We start from the raw sequence: 20493 nt of genomic DNA, 5'->3' as shown, positions 1-20493 counted from the left end.
CGTGTATCGCGTCTCATATATGATGTACGAAGTGCAATGACGAGAAGCTAAGCGGCGGTTGTTGTTTCGTCAATGCTTCGCGCACGAGTCGGTAGAAAGCGCTTACTGGACGTCTCCTCGTCAGTGCGGCCAGCGCGGCGGGTCGGTGCAGAAGCGACCGCCCAGGTACAGGTCGTCCGGGTCGCCCTCCTGCGGGATCCCCTGCTCGGCGATGAGCCGCTCCGCGAACCGCTCCGAATCGTCCTGCGGCTCGTATCCGATCGCCCTGGCCGAGGAAAGGTCCCACCACAGCCGGGTGTTGGCGGAGGAGCCGTGCACCACGGTGTGCCCGACGTTCTGAGCGGTGAGCGCGGCGTGGAGGAGGCGCGCGCAGTCGGCGGGGCTCAGCCACATCGACAGCATCCGGACCGACGTCGGCTCGGGGAAGCAGGAGCCGACCCGCACCGATACGGTCTCGATCGCGTGGAGGTCCCAGTAGAGCTGGGCCAGGTCCTCGCCGAAGCACTTGGACAGGCCGTAGAAGCTGTCGGGCCGGCGCGGGGTGTCGACGGGGACCAGCGGGTCGTCCCCGCGCGGCCGCGGGGTGAAGCCGACGGCGTGGTTGCTGGAGGCGAAGACGACGCGGCGCACTCCCTCCGCGCGGGCGGCCTCGTAGAGGTGGTGCAGCCCGGTGACGTTGGCGGCCAGCACCTTCTCGAAGGTGGACTCCAGGGATATCCCGGCGAGGTGAACGACCGCGTCGACGCCCCGGACGGCCTCCCGCAGCGCCTCTCGGTCGGCGAGGTCGGCGACGATGGCGTCAGGCGCGCCGACGACCGGCACCAGGTCGAGCAGCCGGAGCCGGTGTCCGTAGCCGGGCAGCAGCTCCCGCATCATGGTGCCGACGCCTCCGGCCGCGCCGGTGAGCAGGACGGTGTGGGGCTTGTGCGTGTGTGAGGTCTCCATGCGGAGAACGTAGTCACATATGTGAACGAGCGGGGAAGTGTTTCGGAAGATCCTCAACGGCGGGCGACTGCTTGACGAGGTCACGAGCGCGTGCCTACTGTTCGCAACGCTCCCACCCCTGGCCGGAGTTCACAGGTCTGAACATGCTCGAATCCACGCACGGGCGGTGAGGTTCCGATGGTGACGGCGACCGGATACGCGTATCCCTGGGACTTCGTCGGTGATCCGGCAGCCGCCGACAGGGCGCACGAGACCGGCGTGGAGACCGTGGCCGTCGCGGCGAACTACCACAGCACCCGCGCGGCCACCCCGCTCCACCCGCGGCACAGACTGGTGGACGCCGAACACGCCGCCTGCTACCTCCCGGTCCGCCCCGCCGCCTGGCAGGGCATGGGACTGGCGCCGCGCGTTCCCCGCTGGACCGTCCCCGACTCCTTCACCGTGGCCAGGAAGGCCCTCGTGGCGGCGGGGCTACGGGTCGCCGCGTGGACCGTCCTCACCCACAACAGCGTGCTGGGGCGGGACCACCCGGACCTCGTGCGGCGCAACGCCTTCGACGAGCCGTACTCCTACGCCCTGTGCCCGCAGGCACCCCAGGTGGCCGACTACTGCGCGACCCTCGTGCACGAGGTCGCCCTGCTCGGCGAGGCCGACGGCCTGATCCTGGAGGCCGCCGGTCCGCTGGGAGTGGATCACGGCGGGCATCACGACAAGACCGAGTTCGCGCAGTGGACCCCCGTCCAGCGGGAACTGCTCTCGCTGTGCTTCTGCGCCTCCTGCCGGCGCGTCCAGCGGGCGGCGGGCCTCGATCCCGAACGCGTCGCGGCCCAGGTCCGCGGGGCCCTCGGGCCGGCGCGGCCGCCGAAGAGCCCCGAAGGCGCTCTCGGGGCGCAGGCCGCCGCCGTGCTGCGCGCGTGCGCCGACGCGTCCGCTTCCGCTCTGCACGCCCGCCTGGTCGCCGCCGCGCGTACCGCCGCGCCCGGCATCCGCATCACCCTGCACGGCTCGGCGTCCCCCTGGGTCACCGGCGCCTTCGCGCCCCTCGGGCCGACCGTGACCGAGGGCATCGACGCGGTGGTCGCCAACTGCTGGGCGGCCGGGACCGGGCCGGGTCCCGGTCCCGGCGCGGATCCGGTGGCCGCCCTGCGCGATCTGGCGCCGCCCGCCACCGCCGTCGGCGGCTACTTCCGTCCCGAGACCCTGCCCGCGGACGGGGAGGCCCTCGGCGTGCTGGCCGCCCGCCAGCTGGCCGCGGGCCTCGGCGAGGCGCACCTCTACCACCTGGGCCTGGTCCCGCGTGCGGGCCTCGAGCGCCTGCGGGACCTCGTCACCGCCCTGCGGCCGTAGCGGCAACCGCGTCCGAGCGAAGGAGGTTTGGCGGCCTCGGCGCTCGAAAAACCTTCGACGCTTCACGCACCTTGACGCCGTTGCGTCCCCGTCGGCAGAGTGGGAGCGCTCCCACTGGTTCAGAGCTCGTGCTCGAGCTCTTCGCACACCCCCACTTCCCCGGACCGCGAGGAGAACCACCGCATGCCACCACGCCCGTTGAGCAGACGACGCAGCCGGCTGATCGCGCTGGCCGCAGCCTTCTCCCTCCCCCTCGGTCTGACGGCCGTCGGAGCCACCACCGCCGCCCAGGCCGCGGCGGTGCAGTGCAGCGTCGACTACAAGACCAACGACTGGGGTTCGGGCTTCACCGCCGAACTCACCCTCACCAACCGGTCCGCCACCCCGCTCGACGGCTGGACCCTCACCTACGCCTACACGGGCGACCAGAAGCTGACCAACGGCTGGAACGGCACCTGGGCCCAGTCGGGCAAGACCGTCAGCGTCGCGGCCGCGTCCTGGAACAGGACCGTCGCCGCGGGCGCGGCCGTCACCGCCGGCGCCCAGTTCACTTACAGCGGGACCAACGCCGCCCCCACCTCCTTCGCGGTCAACGGCACTGCGTGCACCGGAGCCCACCAGCCCCCGGTCGCCGTCCTGACCAGCCCCGCCGCGGGCGCCGTCTACACCGCGGGCGACCCGGTCCCGCTCGCCGCCACCGCCGCGGCGGCCGACAGCGCCACCGTCGGCAAGGTCGAGTTCTACAGCGACACCACGCTCCTGGGTACGGACACCACGGCGCCCTTCACCCTCGGCGCCACCGGCCTGGCCGCCGGGGCCCACTCCCTCTACGCCAAGGCCTACGACAGCCTCGGCGCCTCCGGCGAGTCGGCCCCCGTCGGCATCACCGTCACCGCCGGGCCCGCGCTCGTCGCCGCCCCCGCGCAGCTCTCCGTACGCCGCGGGCAGACGGGCACCTTCGATCTGAAGCTCTCCACCCAGCCGGCCGCGAACGTCACGGTGAGCGTCGCCCGCACCTTGGGCAACACCGATCTCACCGCGACGCCCGCCACGCTCACGTTCACCCCGGCGAACTGGAACACCGCCCAGAAGGTGACGGTCACCGCCGGCACCACCGGCAGCGGCTCCGCCGTCTTCACCGCGACCGCTCCCGGCCGTACGAAGGCGGAGGTCACCGTCGTCCAGCTGGCCGCCGACTCCACGTACGACGCCCGCTTCCTCGACCTCCACGGGAAGATCACCAACCCGGCCAACGGCTACTTCTCGCCCGAGGGCATCCCGTACCACTCCGTCGAGACGCTGATCGTCGAGGCCCCGGACCACGGGCACGAGACGACCTCGGAGGCGTACAGCTACCTGATCTGGCTGCAGGCGATGTACGGGAAGATCACCGGGGACTGGACCAAGTTCAACGGCGCGTGGGACACCATGGAGAAGTTCATGATCCCCACCCATGCCGACCAGCCGACGACCGGCTCCTACAACGCCTCCAAGCCGGCCACCTACGCCCCCGAGCACGACCTTCCCTCGCAGTATCCGGCCAAGCTCGACGGGACGGTCACCGCCGGCGTGGACCCGATAGCCGGCGAGCTGAAGGGCGCGTACGGCACGGACGACATCTACGGCATGCACTGGCTCCAGGACGTCGACAACGTCTACGGCTTCGGGAACGAGCCCGGAAAGTGCTCCGCCGGACCGACCGCGACCGGACCCTCGTACATCAACACCTTCCAGCGCGGCCCGCAGGAATCGGTCTGGGAGACCGTTCCGCACCCCACCTGCGACAAGTTCGCCTACGGCGGCAAGAACGGCTACCTCGACCTCTTCACCGGGGACTCCTCCTACGCCAAGCAGTGGAAGTTCACCAACGCCCCGGACGCCGACGCGCGTGCCATCCAGGCCGCGTACTGGGCCGACGTCTGGGCCAAGGAACAGGGCAAGGGGACCCAGGTCACCGCGACCGTCACCAAGGCGGCCAAGATGGGCGACTACCTGCGGTACTCCATGTTCGACAAGTACTTCAAGAAGGCCGGCAACTGCGTCGGCCCGACCGTCTGCCCCGCCGGCACCGGCAAGGACAGCGCGCACTACCTGATGTCCTGGTACTACGCCTGGGGCGGCGCCACCGACACCTCGGCCGGCTGGTCCTGGCGGATCGGCTCCAGCCACGCCCACGGCGGCTACCAGAACCCGCTCGCCGCCTACGCGCTCAGCGAGTACGCCCCGCTCAAGCCCAAGTCGTCGACCGGCGCGGCGGACTGGGCGACCAGCCTGGACCGGCAGCTGGAGTTCTACCGCTGGCTCCAGTCCGACGAGGGCGCCATCGCCGGCGGCGCCACCAACAGCTGGCAGGGGCGGTACGCACAGCCCCCGGCCGGGACCCCCACCTTCCACGGCCTCTTCTACGACGAGAAGCCGGTCTACCACGACCCGGCGTCCAACCAGTGGTTCGGCTTCCAGGCCTGGTCCATGGAGCGCGTCGCGGAGTACTACCGGCAGACGGGCGACGCGGCCGCCAAGACCGTGCTCGACAAGTGGGTCGGCTGGGCCCTGTCGAAGACCACCATCAACCCCGACGGCACCTACCGCATCCCCTCCACCCTCCAGTGGTCGGGTGCCCCCGACACCTGGAACGCGTCCGCTCCCGGCGCGAACGGGGGCCTGCACGTCACCGTCGCCGACTACACCGACGACGTGGGCGTGGCCGCCGCCTACGCCAAGACCCTGACCTACTACGCCGCGAAGTCCGGGCATCCCGAGGCCAAGCGGGTCGCCAAGGCCCTGCTCGACGGCATGTGGGCCCACCACCAGGACCCCCTGGGCGTCGCCGTCCAGGAGACCCGGACCGACTACAACCGCTTCAGCAACCCGGTGTACGTGCCCGGCACGTGGACCGGCACCATGCCGAACGGCGACGCGGTGAACTCCGCGTCCACCTTCGCCTCGATCCGCACCTTCTACCAGGACGACCCGGCCTGGCCGAAGATCGAGGCCTACCTCGCGGGCGGCGCCGCGCCCGTCTTCACGTACCACCGGTTCTGGGCCCAGGCGGACATCGCCCTGGCCATGGGCTCGTACGCGGAGCTGCTCGAATAACGGCCCGCCCCGCCCGGAGGGGACTGCGCGTACGAAGGGGCCGGGCGGCCCGCGAGGGCCGCCCGGCCTCCACGCGTCGCCAAGCTGTATACCGGCCGGCCTCCACGCGTTGCCAAGCCGTATACCGCCCGGCCGACGGCTTCTTGCTCAACGGCGAGGCGTGCTCAGCGGTCCGGTGAAATAGCTCGCGTCCTTCGGGCGCGCGGCGTCGTGGCCGGTGGGACGGGGGGCCGGCTCCAGGTGGGGGATGTACTTGGAGCAGTGGATGTAGGCCTCTTCGACGCTGAGGTGGACCCACATTTCGGGACTGCGCCCGGGCGCGACGTCGGCGGGCAGGCCGGGATGGAGGGAGCGCAGGCCCGCGTCCGTGTAGAGCCGGGCCACCCCGTTGACGTGAAGGCCCACGTGATGGTGGGTGAAGTCCACGAACAGCATGCCGAGATGGGGGTTCTCCGTCATGTTGCCGGCGCTGGCGAGCACACCGTTCCCGCGGAACTCGGGGTAGGCGAGCGTGTGCTCGTCGATCACGTGGACAAATCCCGGCGGCCCCGCCCGGAAACTGGAGTCGCATTCGCCGTGGGAGTCGGCGGTGGCCAGGAAGACCATCGTCTGGCGGCCTATGAAGTCCCGCATCTCGGACGTGAGGCAGGGGCGCACCTGCTGGTCGTAGAACCGGGCGGCGCGCTCGGCGGTGCCCAGTCGCTGCTGCAGCTGGTGTTCACCGGCTGATCCGAAGGGGGGTGGGGGGAGGGACACGGGGCGTTCTCCTGGCAGGACGGGCAAGCGCTTGGCTCAGGGGCGTGGTTCAGGGGTTCGGTTCGCAGGCTTGGCTCAGGGAAAGGACAGGACGGGTGTCTCGAACGGGTCGTGGTGGATGCGGTCGGGCATGGTGCCGCCGAGCCTGAGCGTCTCGGTGGCGGAGACGACCATCTGGGCCGGGCCGCTGAGATAGACGTCGTGCTGGTACCACGGTCCGTACTCGGCCAGCACCTCCGGCAGGGACCCCCGGATTCCGGGGATGTGCTCGTGGGAGACCGCGCCCCTGATGGTCAGCCAGTGGTGGCGCTGGGCCATCCGCAGCATGTCGTCCACCCCGTACAGCTCGGCGCCGGTGCGGGCACCGAGGAACAGGTCCACCTGATGGCGCCCGCCCCGGCGGGCGACTTCTTCGACGAGCGCGCGGATCGGCGCGAGGCCGGTCCCGCCGGCCACACAGAGCAGGTCCTTGAAGACGGCCGCATCCAGCACCATGTCACCCATCGGGGCACCCAGGTGGACCACGTCGCCTACTACCGCCCGGTGCACCAGGGCGCTGCTGACGGAGCCGCCGGGGACCGCGCGCACGTGAAACGTGAGGCTGCCGTCCTCGCGGGGCGCGTTGGCGGGGGAGTAGTAGCGCCAGTGCTTCGGCCACCACGGGGTCTCGATGCTCACGTACTGCCCGGCGGCGTACTCGTAGGGCATGTGCGGGCGCACGGTGATCTCGGCGATGCCGTTTCCGCGCGAGAGCCGGTGCACCACCGTGGCGGGCCACACCGCGGGCCGCAGCGCCTCGTCCTGCTCGGCGGCGCTGATCATGACCTCGGCGATCACACCGTACGCCTTGGTCCACGCGGCGGCGATGTCCGCGGTCCAGGCGGGGCCGGCGTAGCGGGCCAGGGAGGCGAGGAGGCATTCGCCCACGGCCGGGAAATGCGCGCTGAGCGTACCGAACTTGCGGTGGTCGCGTCCAAGGTGCCCGCAGAAGCGGACGAGGTTTTCGGGGTCGTCGACGAGGTCCACGATGCGCAGCAGCGCGCGCAGCAGTCGGCCGCGCTGGGCGTCCATGCCGGGCGGGAACATCGGACGGACTTCGGGGTAGCGGGCGAAGAGGACCGCGTAGAAGTAGACCGTCATTTCCGCGGCGAGCGGCTCGACCACTGCCACGGAGGCGCGTATGAGCTCTGTCTCGCGGGCCGACAGGGGCGCCTCGACGACCTCGGGCTCGGCCGGACGTACGGGCGGGGCGGGCGCGGGGGCCTGCGGAGCCGGGAGCGGGGGCGTGTGGCCTGAGCGATTGATCCGGAATCTCAAGGGACCAGCGCTCCCCCATCCGTTGTTCGTCTGGGCGGAGCGGCGACCGGGACGTCGAATGTGGCGGTCATGAGTCCTCATTGGGTCGGGAACACCGAATCGGATCAAGCGGTTCCGGACGGTACATGACAACGTAGGTGACTCAGAAGTAGCAAGGAGGTATGACCGGCATGCACCCATTGCGCCCTGGCGGGTTTTTCCGTTAAGCGACGCTTCGCGACTTCCCGAGCGGTGCTCTTCGCCCGCCTCGACTTCCCCGGGCGCTTCCCGGCCCCCACTCGGCATGCCCGGCGGTGATCGTGAACAAATACACTCTCGTGAGCACGCGTGAGACAGTCGTACGGCCCGGCCCGCGCTGTGTCGCGGATCGGGGCGCCGACCCGGACCGGGGCGCCGACCCCGGCCGGGCCGCAGCGCCGGGCGTCGGCGAGACCAACGAGGGGGCCCCGAGTGGGAACTGCAAGCACCGGGCCGGAGCCGCGCCACCCTGTGATGGCGGACGTGGCACGGGTGGCCGGCGTGTCCCACCAGACGGTGTCGCGCGTCCTGAACGGTGCCCCGCACGTCCGGCCGGACACCCGCGACCGGGTGCTCGCCGCCATCCGGGAGCTCGACTACCGGCCCAACTCTGCGGCCCGCGCCCTGGTCACCCGGCGTTCGCAGACCCTCGGCGTGGTCAGCTTCGGCAGTGCGCTCTACGGCCCGGCCTCGATGCTGGACGGCATCGAGAAGGCCGCGCGCAGCGCCGGGTACTTCGTCAGTGTGGCGAGCCTGCGCTCGCTGGACACCCGCTCCGTCCAGGAGGCCGTGGACCGGCTCCGTGACCAGGGCGTGGAGGGCATCGTCGTGATCGCGCCGCAGATCTCGGCGGTGAGTGCGCTGGCGAAGCTCTCCAGTGCGGTACCGGTGGTGGCCGTGGGGTCGGGAAGCCGGTCCCGGGTGCCGACGGTGGCGGTGGACAACGAGGCCGGGGCTTCGGCTGCCACCCGTCACCTGCTCGACCTCGGACACGGCACCGTGCACCATGTGGCCGGCCCGTCCGGCTGGCTGGAGACCATGACCCGGCAGGACGGCTGGCGCACGACGCTGGAGGCGGCCGGCGCCCGGGTGCCGAAGGTCCAGAGCGGGGACTGGAGCGCTCCCTCGGGGTACGAGGCCGGGCTGAGGATCGCGAAAGACCCGCTGGTCACCGCGGTCTTCTGCGCGAACGACCACATGGCTCTGGGCCTGCTGCGCGCACTGCACGAGGCGGGCCGGGCGATCCCGGGCGACATCAGTGTCGTGGGCTTCGACGACATCCCCGAGTCCGCGTACTTCACTCCGCCGCTGACCACCGTCCGCCAGGACTTCGGGGAGCTGGGACGCCGCGCCCTCGAGCTGCTGGTGGAGGAACTCGACGGCGTCGGCCATGTCCGCAGCCACGTGCTGGTCTCGCCGGAGATGGTGCTGCGCCGCAGCGCGGGCCCGGCGGCCCACCAGTAGGCAACTCGGTCCTCCTCCAGGGGATTCCGTCGGCGAGGCGGCCGTATCAAGATTGGGTAACGGTGGACCCTCAGTCTTGTCGGACAAATTGTTAACGTTAACAATCGCGGTGGGCGTCGCCCTGCACGGGGACGGCGCAGCGTCGCCCTGCACGGGGACGGCGCACCCATCCGAGAGGAAACCCAGAGATGTCCAAGAGAGCTGCGGCGGCCCTGATCGCCGGCACGATGGTCGCGATGCTGTCCGCCTGTGGTTCCGGTGGCGGGGACTCGACCGAAGGCAGTGGATCCGGCGGCAAGCTCACCGTGGGCTTCTCGCAGGTCGGCGCGGAGAGCGGTTGGCGTACCGCCAACACCAAGTCCGTCCAGGACGCGGCCAAGAAGGCCGGTGTCACCCTGAAGTTCTCCGACGCGCAGCAGAAGCAGGAGAACCAGATCAAGGCCATCCGTTCCTTCATCCAGCAGAAGGTGGACGTCATCGCCTTCTCGCCGGTGGTGGAGTCGGGCTGGGACACCGTGCTCAAGGAGGCCAAGGACGCCAAGATCCCGGTGGTCCTCACGGACCGCGCGGTGGACTCCAAGGACGAGTCGCTCTATGCCAGCTTCCTCGGCTCGGACTTCGTCGAGGAGGGCAGGAAGGCCGGCGACTGGCTGGTGAAGGAGTACGAGGGCAAGACCGACGCGGTGAACATCGTGGAGCTCCAGGGCACCACCGGCTCCGCCCCCGCCAACGACCGCAAGGCGGGCTTCACCGACGTCATCAAGGCCGATCCGAAGTTCAAGATCGTGGCCTCGCAGACCGGCGACTTCACCCGCGCCAAGGGCAAGGAGGTCATGCAGGCCTTCCTGAAGTCCCAGCCCAAGATCGACGTGCTCTACGCGCACAACGACGACATGGCCCTCGGCGCCATCCAGGCCATCGAGGAGGCCGGCAAGAAGCCCGGCACCGACATCAAGATCATCTCGGTCGACGGCATCAAGGACGCCTTCACCGCGATGAGCCAGGGCAAGATCAACGTCGATGTCGAGTGCAACCCGCTCCTCGGTGACCAGTTGATGGACCTGATCAAGAAGGTCAAGGCCGGCGAGAAGGTGGAGCGCCGGATCAAGACCGAAGAGGGCGTCTTCACCCAGGACCAGGCCGCGGCCGCTCTGCCGAACCGTCAGTACTGACGGCCCGGTGGCCGGGGGCGAGTCCGCGAGCCGCGATCGCCCCCGGTCCAGACCATGAGAGGAGGAGCGGATGCACGAGCACGGCGCCAGGCAACCGATCCTGGAAGTACACGGGATCCGCAAGGAGTTCCCGGGCGTGGTGGCACTGGACGGGGTCGACTTCCGGCTCTTCCCCGGTGAGGTGCACGCGCTGATGGGTGAGAACGGCGCCGGCAAGTCCACCCTGATCAAGGTCCTCACCGGCGTCCACCCGTCGGACGGCGGCGAGGTCGTCCTCGACGGCCGGTCCGTGCACATATCCGGCCCGGTGCAGGCGCAGTCGGCCGGGATCAGCACGGTGTACCAGGAGGTGAACCTCTGCCCGAACCTGTCGGTCGCGGAGAACATCTTCATCGGCCGCGAGCCGCGCCGGTTCGGCCTCATCGACTGGGCCGCCATGCGCCGCCGGGCCGCGGAGCTGGTATCCGGTCTCGACCTGGACATCGACGTCACCGCCCCGCTGAACAGCTGCTCGATAGCCGTCCAGCAGCTGGTCGCGATCGTCCGTGCGGTGGACGTCTCGGCCAAGGTGCTGATCCTGGACGAGCCGACCTCCAGCCTGGACCGCGACGAGGTCCGGCAACTGTTCGAGGTGATGCGCCGGTTGCGCGACCAAGGCGTGGCGATCCTGTTCGTCTCGCACTTCCTGGACCAGATCTACGAGATCTGCGACCGGATGACCATCCTGCGCAACGGGCGCCTGGAGGGTGAGTACTTGACCCGCGAGCTCGGGCAGACCGAGCTGGTCGCCCGCATGATCGGCGGCGAGCTGGCGAGCCTGGAGGAGCTGTCCGGCAGCACCCGTCGTGAGCCCGCCGCACCGGCCGGCACCACGCCGTTCCTGCAAGCCGACGGCCTCGCCCGCAGCGGCGCGATCGAACCGTACGACCTGAGCATCCATGCCGGTGAAGTCATCGGCCTGGCAGGCCTGCTGGGATCGGGGCGGACGGAGGCGGCCCGGCTGCTGTTCGGTGCCGACCACAGCACCGAGGGATCGGTACGGATCGCGGGCGTGGACGCCGCGCTGCGCACCCCGCGCGCCGCGATCTCGTACGGCATCGCCTTCTGTTCGGAGAACCGCAAGACGGAAGGGCTCGTCGGAGAGTTGACGGTGCGTGAGAACATCGTCCTCGCTCTGCAAGCGGCCCGCGGCTGGATGCGTCCGATCTCCCGCACCAGGCAGGACGAGCTCGCCCTGCGCTGGATCCGGGCACTGGACATCCGGCCGGACGACCCCGAGGCGCTGGTGCGCAACCTCAGCGGGGGCAACCAGCAGAAGGTGCTGCTGGCCCGCTGGCTGCTCACCGACCCGAAGCTGCTGATCCTGGACGAGCCGACGCGCGGGATCGATATCGGGGCCAAGGCCGAAATCCAGAAGCTGGTGGCCTCCTTGGCCACTGACGGCATGTCCGTGCTGTTCATCTCGGCCGAGCTGGAGGAGGTGCTGCGGCTCAGCCACCGGGTGGGAGTGCTGCGGGACCGCCGACTGGTGGCCGAGCTGCCCAACGACGGCTCGCTCACCCCCGAGCGCATCATGGCGACGATCGCGAGCGGAGCACAGTCGTGATCAAACACCGCCTCTTCTGGCCCGGCGCGGTCCTCGCGGCCCTGCTGCTGGCCAACCTCGCGTTCACTCCGGACTTCTTCGCGATCCGGATGAAGGACGGGCACCTCTACGGAAGCCTCGTCGACATCCTGCACTTCGGCGCACCGCTGATCCTGGTGGCCCTCGGCATGACCCTGGTGATCGCGACGGCCGGCATCGACCTCTCGGTCGGCTCCACCGTCGCCATCGCGGGTGCGCTGGCCTGCCTGCACATCAGCCGGGCCGCTGACCCGGCGAGCCCCGGCACGGTGCTGGGCGCGGTCGCGATCGCGCTGCTCGTCGCCCTCGTGCTGGGGGTGACCAACGGGCTGCTCGTGGCCAGGGCGGGCGTCCAGCCGATCATCGCCACCCTGATCCTCATGGTGGCCGGACGCGGCGTCGCCCAGCTGGTGACGGACGGCCAGATCGTCACCGTCACCAGCGAGCCGTACAAGCTGATCGGCGGCGGGTACTGGCTGACCGTGCCGTTCGCGATCCTGCTCGCGGGAGCGGTCGTCGTGCTGACCTCACTGCTGACCCGGCGCACGGCCCTCGGGCTGCTGCTGGAGTCGGTCGGCGGGAACCCGGCGGCCAGCCGACTGGTCGGCATCCGCGCCATGGGCCTGATCGGGCTGGTGTACGTCTTCAGCGCGCTGTGCGCGGGCGTCGCCGGGCTCATGATCAGCTCGAACGTGTCGAGCGCCGACGGCAACAACGCCGGGCTCTGGATCGAGCTCGACGCCATCCTGGCCGTGGTGGTCGGGGGCACCTCACTGATCGGCGGGCGGTTCTCGCTCGGCGGCACGGTGATCGGCGCCCTGATCATCCAGACCCTCTCCACCACCGTCTACACCATCGGCATCCCGCCGGAGACCACGCTCGTCTTCAAGGCCTTCGTGGTGATCGCGGTCTGCCTGATCCAGTCACCCGCCTTCCGCGCCAAGGCCGCCCGGCGGCGGGCGCCGGGGAAACGCGGTGCACGGCCGCAGTCGCAGCCGCTGACGTCCGAGGAGGCGGGGGCATGACCTCGAACGCACTGACCCGCGGCCGCGAGTACGTCCCGCTGCTGGTCACATCCATCCTGCTGGTCTCGATGTTCGGCGTCGGCTCGGTCCAGTACGACGGCTTCTTCTCCGGGCAGGTGCTGCTCAACCTGCTGATCGACAACGCCTTCCTGCTCGTGGTGGCGGTCGGGATGACCTTCGTGGTGCTGACCGGAGGGATCGACCTGTCGGTCGGCGCGATGGTGGCACTCTCCACGATGATCTCGGCCTGGCTGGTGGAGGGGCACGGCTGGCCGCCCCTGCTGGTGATCCCGCTGGTTCTGGTGGTCGGGACGGGCTCCGGGTTCGTGATGGGGTGGGTGATCCACTCCTTCGAGATCCAGCCGTTCATCGTGACGCTCGCCGGCATGTTCCTGGCCCGCGGCCTCTGTTACACCATCAGCATCGACTCGATCTCGATCACCGATCCGACCTACACGGCGTTCGCGCAGACCCGGATCCCGCTGTCCGCGGACCTGTTCGTCTCGCCGAGCGTGCTGATCGCGGTGGGCGTGCTGGCGATCGCCTTCGTGGTGCTGCACTACACCCGGCTGGGCCGGAACGTGTACGCGCTGGGCGGCAGCGAGCAGTCCGCGCTGCTGATGGGGCTCCCGGTCGCCCGGACGAAGATCGCGGTGTACGCGATCAGCGGATTCTGCTCGGCGCTCGGGGGCGTGCTGCTGACCTTCTACATGCTTTCCGGCTACGGGCTGCACGCGGTGGGCCTGGAGCTCGACGCGATCGCCGCGGTGGTGATCGGCGGAACGCTGCTGACCGGCGGCTCGGGCTACCTGCTGGGTACCGTCCTCGGGGTGCTGGTGCTGGGCCTGATCCAGACCGTCATCAGCTTCCAGGGCACGCTCAGTTCGTGGTGGACCAGGATCGTGATCGGCTGCCTGCTGTTCGTCTTCATCCTGCTCCAGCGCCTGATCACCGGCCGGCGCAAGGTCTGACACCCCACTGTGCCCTGTCCTCGAGAACAGGGTCGATTGTGAGCGCTAACACATGCCCGCTTCCGTACGAAGGATATGAACGTGACCGTGACTCCAGCCGCCCAGGACGTGGAGAGCTACGTCGTCGGTGTCGACTTCGGCACGCTGTCCGGCCGAGCCGTGGTGGTCCGCGTACGCGACGGCGAGGAGGTCGGCTCCGCCGTCCACGAGTACCCGCACGGCGTCATCGACCGCGAACTCCCCGACACCGGCCGGATCCTGCCGCCCGACTGGGCCCTCCAGCACCCCGAGGACTGGCGCGAGGTCCTGCGCACCGCCGTCCCCGCCGCCCTCGCCGCGGGCGGCGTCGCCCCGGCCTCCGTGATCGGCATCGCCACCTGCTTCACCGCCTGCACCGTCCTGCCCGTACGCGCCGACGGCACCCCGCTCGCCGAGACCGCCCTCGCCGGCCGCCCGCACGCCTGGCCCAAGCTCTGGAAGCACCACGCCGCCCAGGACCAGGCCGACCGGATCAACCACCTCGCCCACCTGCGCGGGGAGAAGTGGATCTCCCGCTACGGCGGCAAGATCTCCGCCGAGTGGCAGTACGCCAAGGCGTTGCAGCTGCTGGAGGAGGACCCGGACACCTACGCCGCCACCGAGCGCTGGATCGAGGCGGCCGACTGGATCGTCTGGGAGCTCACGGGCGCCGAGACCCGCAACACCTGCACCGCCGGCTACAAGGGCATCCACCAGGACGGCCAGTACCCGAGCCAGGACTACCTCGCCGCCCTGCACCCCGACTTCGCCGACTTCGCCCGCACCCGGCTCGAACACCCGCTGTCGCCGCTGGGGTCCCGGGCCGGTTCGCTCACCGCCCGGGCCGCCGCCTGGACCGGTCTGCCCGAGGGCATCGCCGTCGCCACCGGCAACGTGGACGCCCACGTGGCAGCCCCCGCCGCCCAGGCCGTCGAGAACGGCCGGCTCCTCGCCATCATGGGCACCTCCACCTGCCACGTCGTCAACGGCGCCGCCCTCGCCGATGTCCCCGGCATCTGCGGAGTCGTCGACGGCGGCATCGTCGAAGGCGCCTTCGGCTACGAAGCCGGCCAGAGCGCCGTCGGCGACATCTTCGCCTGGTGGTTGCGCCAGGGCGTGCCCGCCGACTACCTCGCCGAGGCCGAAGCCACCGGACAGGACCTGCACCAGCTGCTCACCGGCAAGATCGCCGACCAGCCCGTCGGCGGCCACGGCCTGGTCGCCCTCGACTGGATGAACGGCAACCGCTCCACCCTGGTCGACCACCACCTCTCCGGCGTCATCGTCGGCCTCACCCTCGCCACCCGCCCCGAGGAGATCTACCGCGCCCTGCTGGAGGCCACCGCCTTCGGCACCCGCACCATCGTCGACGCGCTGGAGCAGGGCGGCGTCCCGGTCACCGAATTCATCGTCACGGGCGGACTGAAGAAGAACGCCCTGCTGATGCAGATCTACGCCGACGTGCTGCGCCGCCCCGTCTCGCTCGCCGAATCCGCCCAGGGACCGGCGCTCGGCTCCGCCATCCACGCGGCCGTCGCCGCCGGCGCCCACCCCGACGTGCGCACCGCCGCCGCCGCGATGGGCCGGGTGCAGCGCGGCGCGTACCAGCCGGACACCGCCAGGGCCGACGCCTACGACGCCCTCTACGCGGAGTACCGGGCCCTGCACGAGCACTTCGGCACCGGCCCCGACAAGCTCCTCCACCGCCTGCGCGCGATGCGCAACACCGCCCTGACCGTGACCGCCCAGAAGAGCGAGGCCTGACCGATGAGCTCCCCGATCGACCTGCTGCGCCGCCAGGTCAGCGACCTCCACCAGGAACTGGTCCGCTACGGCCTTGTCGTCTGGACCGCCGGAAACGTCTCCGCCCGCGTCCCCGGCGAGGACCTGATGGTCATCAAGCCGAGCGGTGTCCCGTACGACGAGCTCACGGCCGAGGCCATGATCGTCTGCGACCTGGACGGCAAGGTCGTCGAGGGCGACCACTCCCCGTCCTCGGACACCGCCGCACACGCCTACGTCTACCGCCACCGCCCCGACGTCGGGGGAGTGGTGCACACCCACTCCACCTACGCCTGTGCCTGGGCCGCGCGCGGCGAGGCCGTGCCCTGCGTACTCACCGCCATGGCCGACGAGTTCGGCGCCGAGATCCCCATCGGCCCGTTCGCGCTGATCGGCGACGACTCCATCGGCCGGGGCATCGTACAGACGCTCCAGGGCCACCGCTCGCCCGCCGTCCTGATGCAGAGCCACGGCGTCTTCACCATCGGTAAGGACGCCAAGGCCGCCGTCAAGGCCGCCGTGATGTGCGAGGACGTCGCCCGCACCGTCCACATCTCCCGCCAGCTCGGGGAACCCCTGCCGATCCCGCAGAGCGACATCGACCGGCTCAACCACCGCTACCAGAACGTGTACGGCCAGCAGCGCGCTGCCCACTAAGGAGATCTCCCCCATGAAGTCAATCGAGGGCCGCGAGGTCTGGTTCCTGACCGGCAGCCAGGGCCTGTACGGCGAGGACACCCTGCGCCAGGTGGCCGAGCAGTCCCGGCGGATCGCCGACACGCTGGACGAGGACCACGGCGTCCCCGTCCGGGTGGTGTGGAAGCCCGTCCTCACCGACGCGAACGCGATCCGGCGGATCTGCCTGGACGCCAACTCCGACGACGCCTGCATCGGCCTGATCGCCTGGATGCACACCTTCTCCCCGGCGAAGATGTGGATCGCCGGCCTGGACGCGCTGCGCAAGCCGCTGCTCCACCTGCACACCCAGGCCAACGTCGCACTGCCCTGGGCGTCCATCGACATGGACTTCATGAACCTGAACCAGGCCGCCCACGGCGACCGCGAGTTCGGCTACATCCAGTCCCGCCTCGGCGTCGCCCGCAAGACCGTCGCAGGACACGTCAGCGACCCGTCCGTGGCCGTGCGGATCGCCTCCTGGGCCCGGGCCGCGGCCGGACAGGCCGAGCTGCGCGGCCTCAAACTGGCCCGCTTCGGCGACAACATGCGCGATGTCGCCGTCACCGAGGGCGACAAGGTCGAAGCCCAGCTCCGCTTCGGCGTCTCGGTCAACACGTACGGCGTGAACGACCTGGTCGAGGCCGTCGACGCGAGCACCGACGCCGTGGTGACCGAGCTGGTCAAGGAGTACGAGGACACCTTGCGGGTCGCGCCCGAACTCCGCGCGGGGGGCGAGCGCCACGACTCGCTCCGCTACGCCGCGCGGATCGAACTCGGGCTCCGCGGCTTCCTGACGGAGGGCGGCTTCAAGGCCTTCACCACCAACTTCGAGGACCTCGGCGGCCTGCGCCAACTGCCCGGCCTGGCCGTCCAGCGGCTGATGGCCGACGGCTACGGCTTCGGCGGCGAAGGCGACTGGAAGACCTCCGTCCTGCTGCGCACGCTCAAGGTGATGTCAGCCGGCCGGTCCGGCGGCACCTCCTTCATGGAGGACTACACCTACCACCTGGAGCCCGGGCGGGAGCTGATCCTCGGCGCGCACATGCTGGAGGTCTGCCCGACCATCTCGGCCGGTGTGCCGTCCTGCGAGATCCACCCGCTGGGCATCGGCGGCCGGGAGGACCCGGTCCGACTGGTCTTCGACGCGCAGACCGGCCCGGCCGTGGTGGTCGGCCTGGCCGACATGGGCGACCGGTTCCGCCTGGTCGCCAACGAGATCGATGTGGTCGAGCCCGCCGAGCCGCTGCCGAACCTTCCGGTCGCGCGAGCCGTCTGGCAGCCGCGGCCCAACCTGCGCACCTCCACCGAAGCCTGGCTGACCGCCGGCGCGCCGCACCACACCGTGCTGTCCAGCGCGATCGGCGCCGAGGAGCTGGGCGACCTCGCCGACATCCTCGGGACGGAGCTGCTCCTCATCGACGCGGACACCACCATCCGCCAGTTCACCAAGGAGATCCGCTGGAACCAGGCGTACCACCGCCTGGCCCAGGGCTTCTGACGGCGGTGGTCCTCGGCGGGGTCCCGGCCGGACCGGGGCGCCGCCTCACCCCGTCCTTCCACCTGGAGGTGGCCGGACCGGGCGCCGCCTCACCCCGTCCTTCCACCTGGAGGTGCACCACCCCATGACCGGCACACCGGATCGACCCGGCGGCGCAGGCCTGACGATCCGGCGGGAGCCGTACGCCACCCTCCCCGACGGGCGGCGGCTCGACCGCTGGACCTTCGGATCGCAGGAGGCCGTGACGGCCGAGGTGCTGGGTCTCGGCGCCCGCCTGCAGGCCGTCCACACCCCGGACCGCCACGGCCGGAGCGCGAACGTCGTACTCGGCGGCGCCGGCGTGGCCGACCTGCTCGGCGGCGCCTGCTACTTCGGAGCCACGGTCGGCCGCTACGCCAACCGCATCGCCGACGGCGAACTCCCGCTGGACGGCGCCGTCCACCGGCTCCGCACCCAGCCCGGCGGCCACACCCTGCACGGCGGTCCGGACGGCTTCGCCACGCGGCTCTGGGAGGGCACCGAGGTACGCGAACCGGGTCGCGTCGGCGTCCGCCTCGAACTCCACAGCCCCGACGGGGACCAGGGCTTCCCGGGCTCCCTGAGCGCCAGCGTCACGTACCTGCTGGACGGCGCGGGAACGCTCACGATCGAGTACGCCGCCGTCACCGATGCCCCGACCGTGGTCAACCTGACCAATCACGCCTACTTCAACCTGGCCGGCGAGGGCAGCGGCACCATCCTCGACCACGTCCTGCGGGTCGAGGCCGACCAGTACACCCCCGTGGACGACCGGCTGATCCCCTACGGGCCCGCGTTCCCGGTGGCCGGCACCCCGTTCGACCTCACCGAGCCGCGCCAGGTCGGCGAGCGCATCCGCGCCGACCACCCGCAGCTGTGGCTGGCCGGCGGCGGGTACGACCACAACTGGGTGCTGCGCCCGTACGAGGGCGACGGCCCCCGGCTCGTGGCCGAACTGCGCCACCCGGCCAGTGGGCGGCGGCTGGAATGCCTGACCACCGAGCCCGGCCTGCAGATCTACACCGGGAACCTCTTCGACGGATCGCTGACGGGCCCGGGCGCAGGCGCGTACGAGGCCTTCGCGGGCATCGCCCTGGAGACCCAGCACTTCCCGGACTCCCCGCACCGTCCGGCCTACCCCTCCACGGTCCTGCGCCCGGGGCAGCAGTACCGCTCGACCACGGTGTACCGATTCTCGGCGGATCAGAGCTGACCAGCGGCACCACCGTCCAGAAGGGACCGACGTGACCCGTACCGGCACCCGCACCCGCGCCCGCGCCCATCCATGGATCGCCCTGGCGATCGTGCTGTTCGCGCTTCTCTGCACCATCCAGGCCCCGCCGGCGACGGCGGCCGCCGGACGGACGTACACCAACCCGGTGAAGACGCAGAAGGGCGCCGACCCCTGGCTGGAGTACTACAACGGCAACTACTACCTGGTGACGACCTCCTGGTCATCCGAGATCACCATGCGCAAGTCGCCGACCCTGGCAGGGCTGGCGACGGCTCCCAGCGTGCAGGTCTGGAAGGACGCGACGGCGTCCCGCTGCTGCAACATCTGGGCGCCGGAGATCCATTTCTTCGACGGCCACTGGTACTTGTACTACGTCGCCGGTCAGGGCATCGCCGACTACAACTCCACCCAGCGCATGCACGTGGCGCAGAGCGCCGGCACCGACCCGATGGGCCCGTACACGTTCAAGAACGACCTCGGCGCCCCCGGTAACGACACCTGGCTGATCGACGGCAGCGTGCTGCGGGTGAACGGCGCGCTCTACCTGCTCGGCAGCGCGTTCGGCAACGGCACGCAGAACCTCGTCATCGCACCGATGAGCAACCCGTACACCGTGAGCGGCGCGCTCAGCGTCATCTCGACGCCGACCTACGCCTGGGAGAAGTCGGGTGCCTCCGTCAACGAGGGCCCGGAGCCCCTGTACCACGACGGCAAGACCTTCATCGTCTTCTCCGCGAGCTACTGCACCACCCCCGACTACAAGCTCGGCCAGCTCGAACTGACGGGCACCAACCCGCTGTTGGCGTCCTCGTGGACCAAGAAGGCGACGCCCGTCCTCCAGCGCAACGACACCGCAGGTGTCTACGGGCCGGGCCACAACGGGTTCTTCACCTCACCGGACGGCACGGAGAACTGGATCGTCTACCACGCCAACGACTCCGCGAGCGGAGGCTGCGACAACAAGCGCACCACGCGTGCGCAGAAGTTCACCTGGAACGCGGACGGTACGCCGAACTTCGGCGTTCCCGTCGCCACGGGCACGGCACTGGCCGGGCCGTCGGGCGAGACGGCCGCGACGCCGGCCTCGTACACGCTGGTGAATCGCAACAGCGGCAAGTGCCTCGACGTGGCCAATGGTTCGCCGGACGACGGGGCGAACGTCCGGCAGTGGAGCTGCAACGGCGCGGACGCGCAGAAGTGGCGGATAGAGGACCAGGGCGACGACACCAGCCGCCTCGTCAACGTCGCGAGCGGCAAGGTCCTGGACATCGCGGACTGCTCCGGCTCCGACGGCGCCGACATCCGGCAGTGGTCGTGGCTGAACAACACCTGCCAGCGGTTCCGGATGGTCGTCACCGACAGCGGCTGGGTCCGCCTGGTGAACGCCGCCACCGGCAAGGTCGCCGACGTCAGCAACTGCGCTGCCACCGACGGCGCCGACGTCCGCCAGTGGACCTGGCTGGGCAACCGCTGTCAGCAGTGGCAGCTCAAGGCCAACTGACCATCCGCACAGGAGGAGACAACCCGTGA

Annotated in this window: 15 protein-coding genes; 12 read left to right on the top strand and 3 right to left on the bottom strand. The window is 70.5% G+C overall.

Going from position 1 to position 20493, the window contains the following annotated elements:
- Positions 1-120: 120 nt before the first annotated feature.
- Complete coding sequence (locus J7E97_RS14995; RefSeq protein ID WP_215027189.1) at positions 121-945, bottom strand: NAD(P)-dependent oxidoreductase; 825 nt, start codon at positions 943-945, stop codon at positions 121-123.
- 177 nt (positions 946-1122) lie between these two features.
- Between J7E97_RS14995 and J7E97_RS14990 the strand changes: the two genes are divergently transcribed.
- Both J7E97_RS14990 and J7E97_RS14985 read left to right on the top strand, forming a co-directional pair.
- A complete protein-coding gene (locus J7E97_RS14990; RefSeq protein ID WP_374224157.1) occupies positions 1123-2292 on the top strand; it encodes a hypothetical protein in 1170 nt (389 codons plus the stop codon).
- 183 nt (positions 2293-2475) lie between these two features.
- Positions 2476-5388: a glycoside hydrolase family 48 protein gene (locus tag J7E97_RS14985; RefSeq protein ID WP_215027183.1), complete on the top strand. Its 2913-nt coding sequence runs from the start codon at positions 2476-2478 to the stop codon at positions 5386-5388.
- Positions 5389-5535: 147 nt separating this feature from the next.
- Here J7E97_RS14985 and J7E97_RS14980 read toward each other — a convergent pair whose 3' ends face one another.
- Both J7E97_RS14980 and J7E97_RS14975 read right to left on the bottom strand, forming a co-directional pair.
- Positions 5536-6144, bottom strand: a complete 609-nt coding sequence (locus J7E97_RS14980; protein ID WP_215027180.1) for a pyridoxamine 5'-phosphate oxidase family protein — start codon at positions 6142-6144, stop codon at positions 5536-5538.
- Between the two features lie 75 nt (positions 6145-6219).
- Entirely contained in the window at positions 6220-7461 is a 1242-nt protein-coding gene (locus J7E97_RS14975) for a globin domain-containing protein (RefSeq protein ID WP_215027177.1), read from the bottom strand.
- A gap of 492 nt (positions 7462-7953) precedes the next feature.
- On the opposite strand from J7E97_RS14975, the gene J7E97_RS14970 reads away from it, so the two are divergent.
- The 10 genes from J7E97_RS14970 to J7E97_RS14925 all read left to right on the top strand — a co-directional run bounded on the left by J7E97_RS14970 (position 7954) and on the right by J7E97_RS14925 (position 20464).
- Positions 7954-8943, top strand: a complete 990-nt coding sequence (locus J7E97_RS14970) for a LacI family DNA-binding transcriptional regulator (RefSeq protein ID WP_215027307.1) — start codon at positions 7954-7956, stop codon at positions 8941-8943.
- Positions 8944-9131: 188 nt separating this feature from the next.
- Positions 9132-10115 (top strand): ABC transporter substrate-binding protein, encoded by a 984-nt coding sequence (locus J7E97_RS14965; RefSeq protein ID WP_215027174.1) that lies wholly within the window; start codon positions 9132-9134, stop codon positions 10113-10115.
- 70 nt (positions 10116-10185) lie between these two features.
- A complete protein-coding gene (locus J7E97_RS14960; RefSeq protein ID WP_215027172.1) occupies positions 10186-11721 on the top strand; it encodes a sugar ABC transporter ATP-binding protein in 1536 nt (511 codons plus the stop codon).
- A complete protein-coding gene (locus tag J7E97_RS14955) occupies positions 11718-12764 on the top strand; it encodes an ABC transporter permease (protein WP_215027169.1) in 1047 nt (348 codons plus the stop codon). Before J7E97_RS14960 ends, J7E97_RS14955 begins: the two co-directional genes overlap by 4 nt.
- Positions 12761-13735 (top strand): galactofuranose ABC transporter, permease protein YjfF, encoded by a 975-nt coding sequence (gene yjfF / locus J7E97_RS14950; RefSeq protein ID WP_215027166.1) that lies wholly within the window; start codon positions 12761-12763, stop codon positions 13733-13735. The genes J7E97_RS14955 and yjfF overlap by 4 nt, the downstream gene beginning before the upstream one ends.
- Positions 13736-13816: 81 nt before the next feature.
- Positions 13817-15517: a ribulokinase gene (locus J7E97_RS14945; RefSeq protein WP_308346508.1), complete on the top strand. Its 1701-nt coding sequence runs from the start codon at positions 13817-13819 to the stop codon at positions 15515-15517.
- A 3-nt stretch (positions 15518-15520) separates the two neighbouring features.
- Complete coding sequence (locus J7E97_RS14940; protein WP_215027160.1) at positions 15521-16192, top strand: L-ribulose-5-phosphate 4-epimerase; 672 nt, start codon at positions 15521-15523, stop codon at positions 16190-16192.
- Positions 16193-16205: 13 nt separating this feature from the next.
- Positions 16206-17711 (top strand): L-arabinose isomerase, encoded by a 1506-nt coding sequence (gene araA / locus J7E97_RS14935; protein WP_215027158.1) that lies wholly within the window; start codon positions 16206-16208, stop codon positions 17709-17711.
- Positions 17712-17835: 124 nt separating this feature from the next.
- Complete coding sequence (locus tag J7E97_RS14930) at positions 17836-18942, top strand: aldose epimerase family protein (protein WP_215027155.1); 1107 nt, start codon at positions 17836-17838, stop codon at positions 18940-18942.
- Between the two features lie 31 nt (positions 18943-18973).
- Positions 18974-20464 carry a family 43 glycosylhydrolase gene (locus tag J7E97_RS14925; protein ID WP_374224156.1) on the top strand — a complete coding sequence of 497 codons (1491 nt, stop codon included), beginning with the start codon at positions 18974-18976 and terminating at the stop codon, positions 20462-20464.
- The last annotated feature ends 29 nt before the right edge of the window (positions 20465-20493 follow it).

This window comes from Streptomyces sp. ISL-66, assembly GCF_018614135.1.
Taxonomy (GTDB): domain Bacteria; phylum Actinomycetota; class Actinomycetes; order Streptomycetales; family Streptomycetaceae; genus Streptomyces.
Note: the sequence above shows the minus strand (reverse complement) of the source record. Positions and strands in the feature narration are given on the sequence as shown.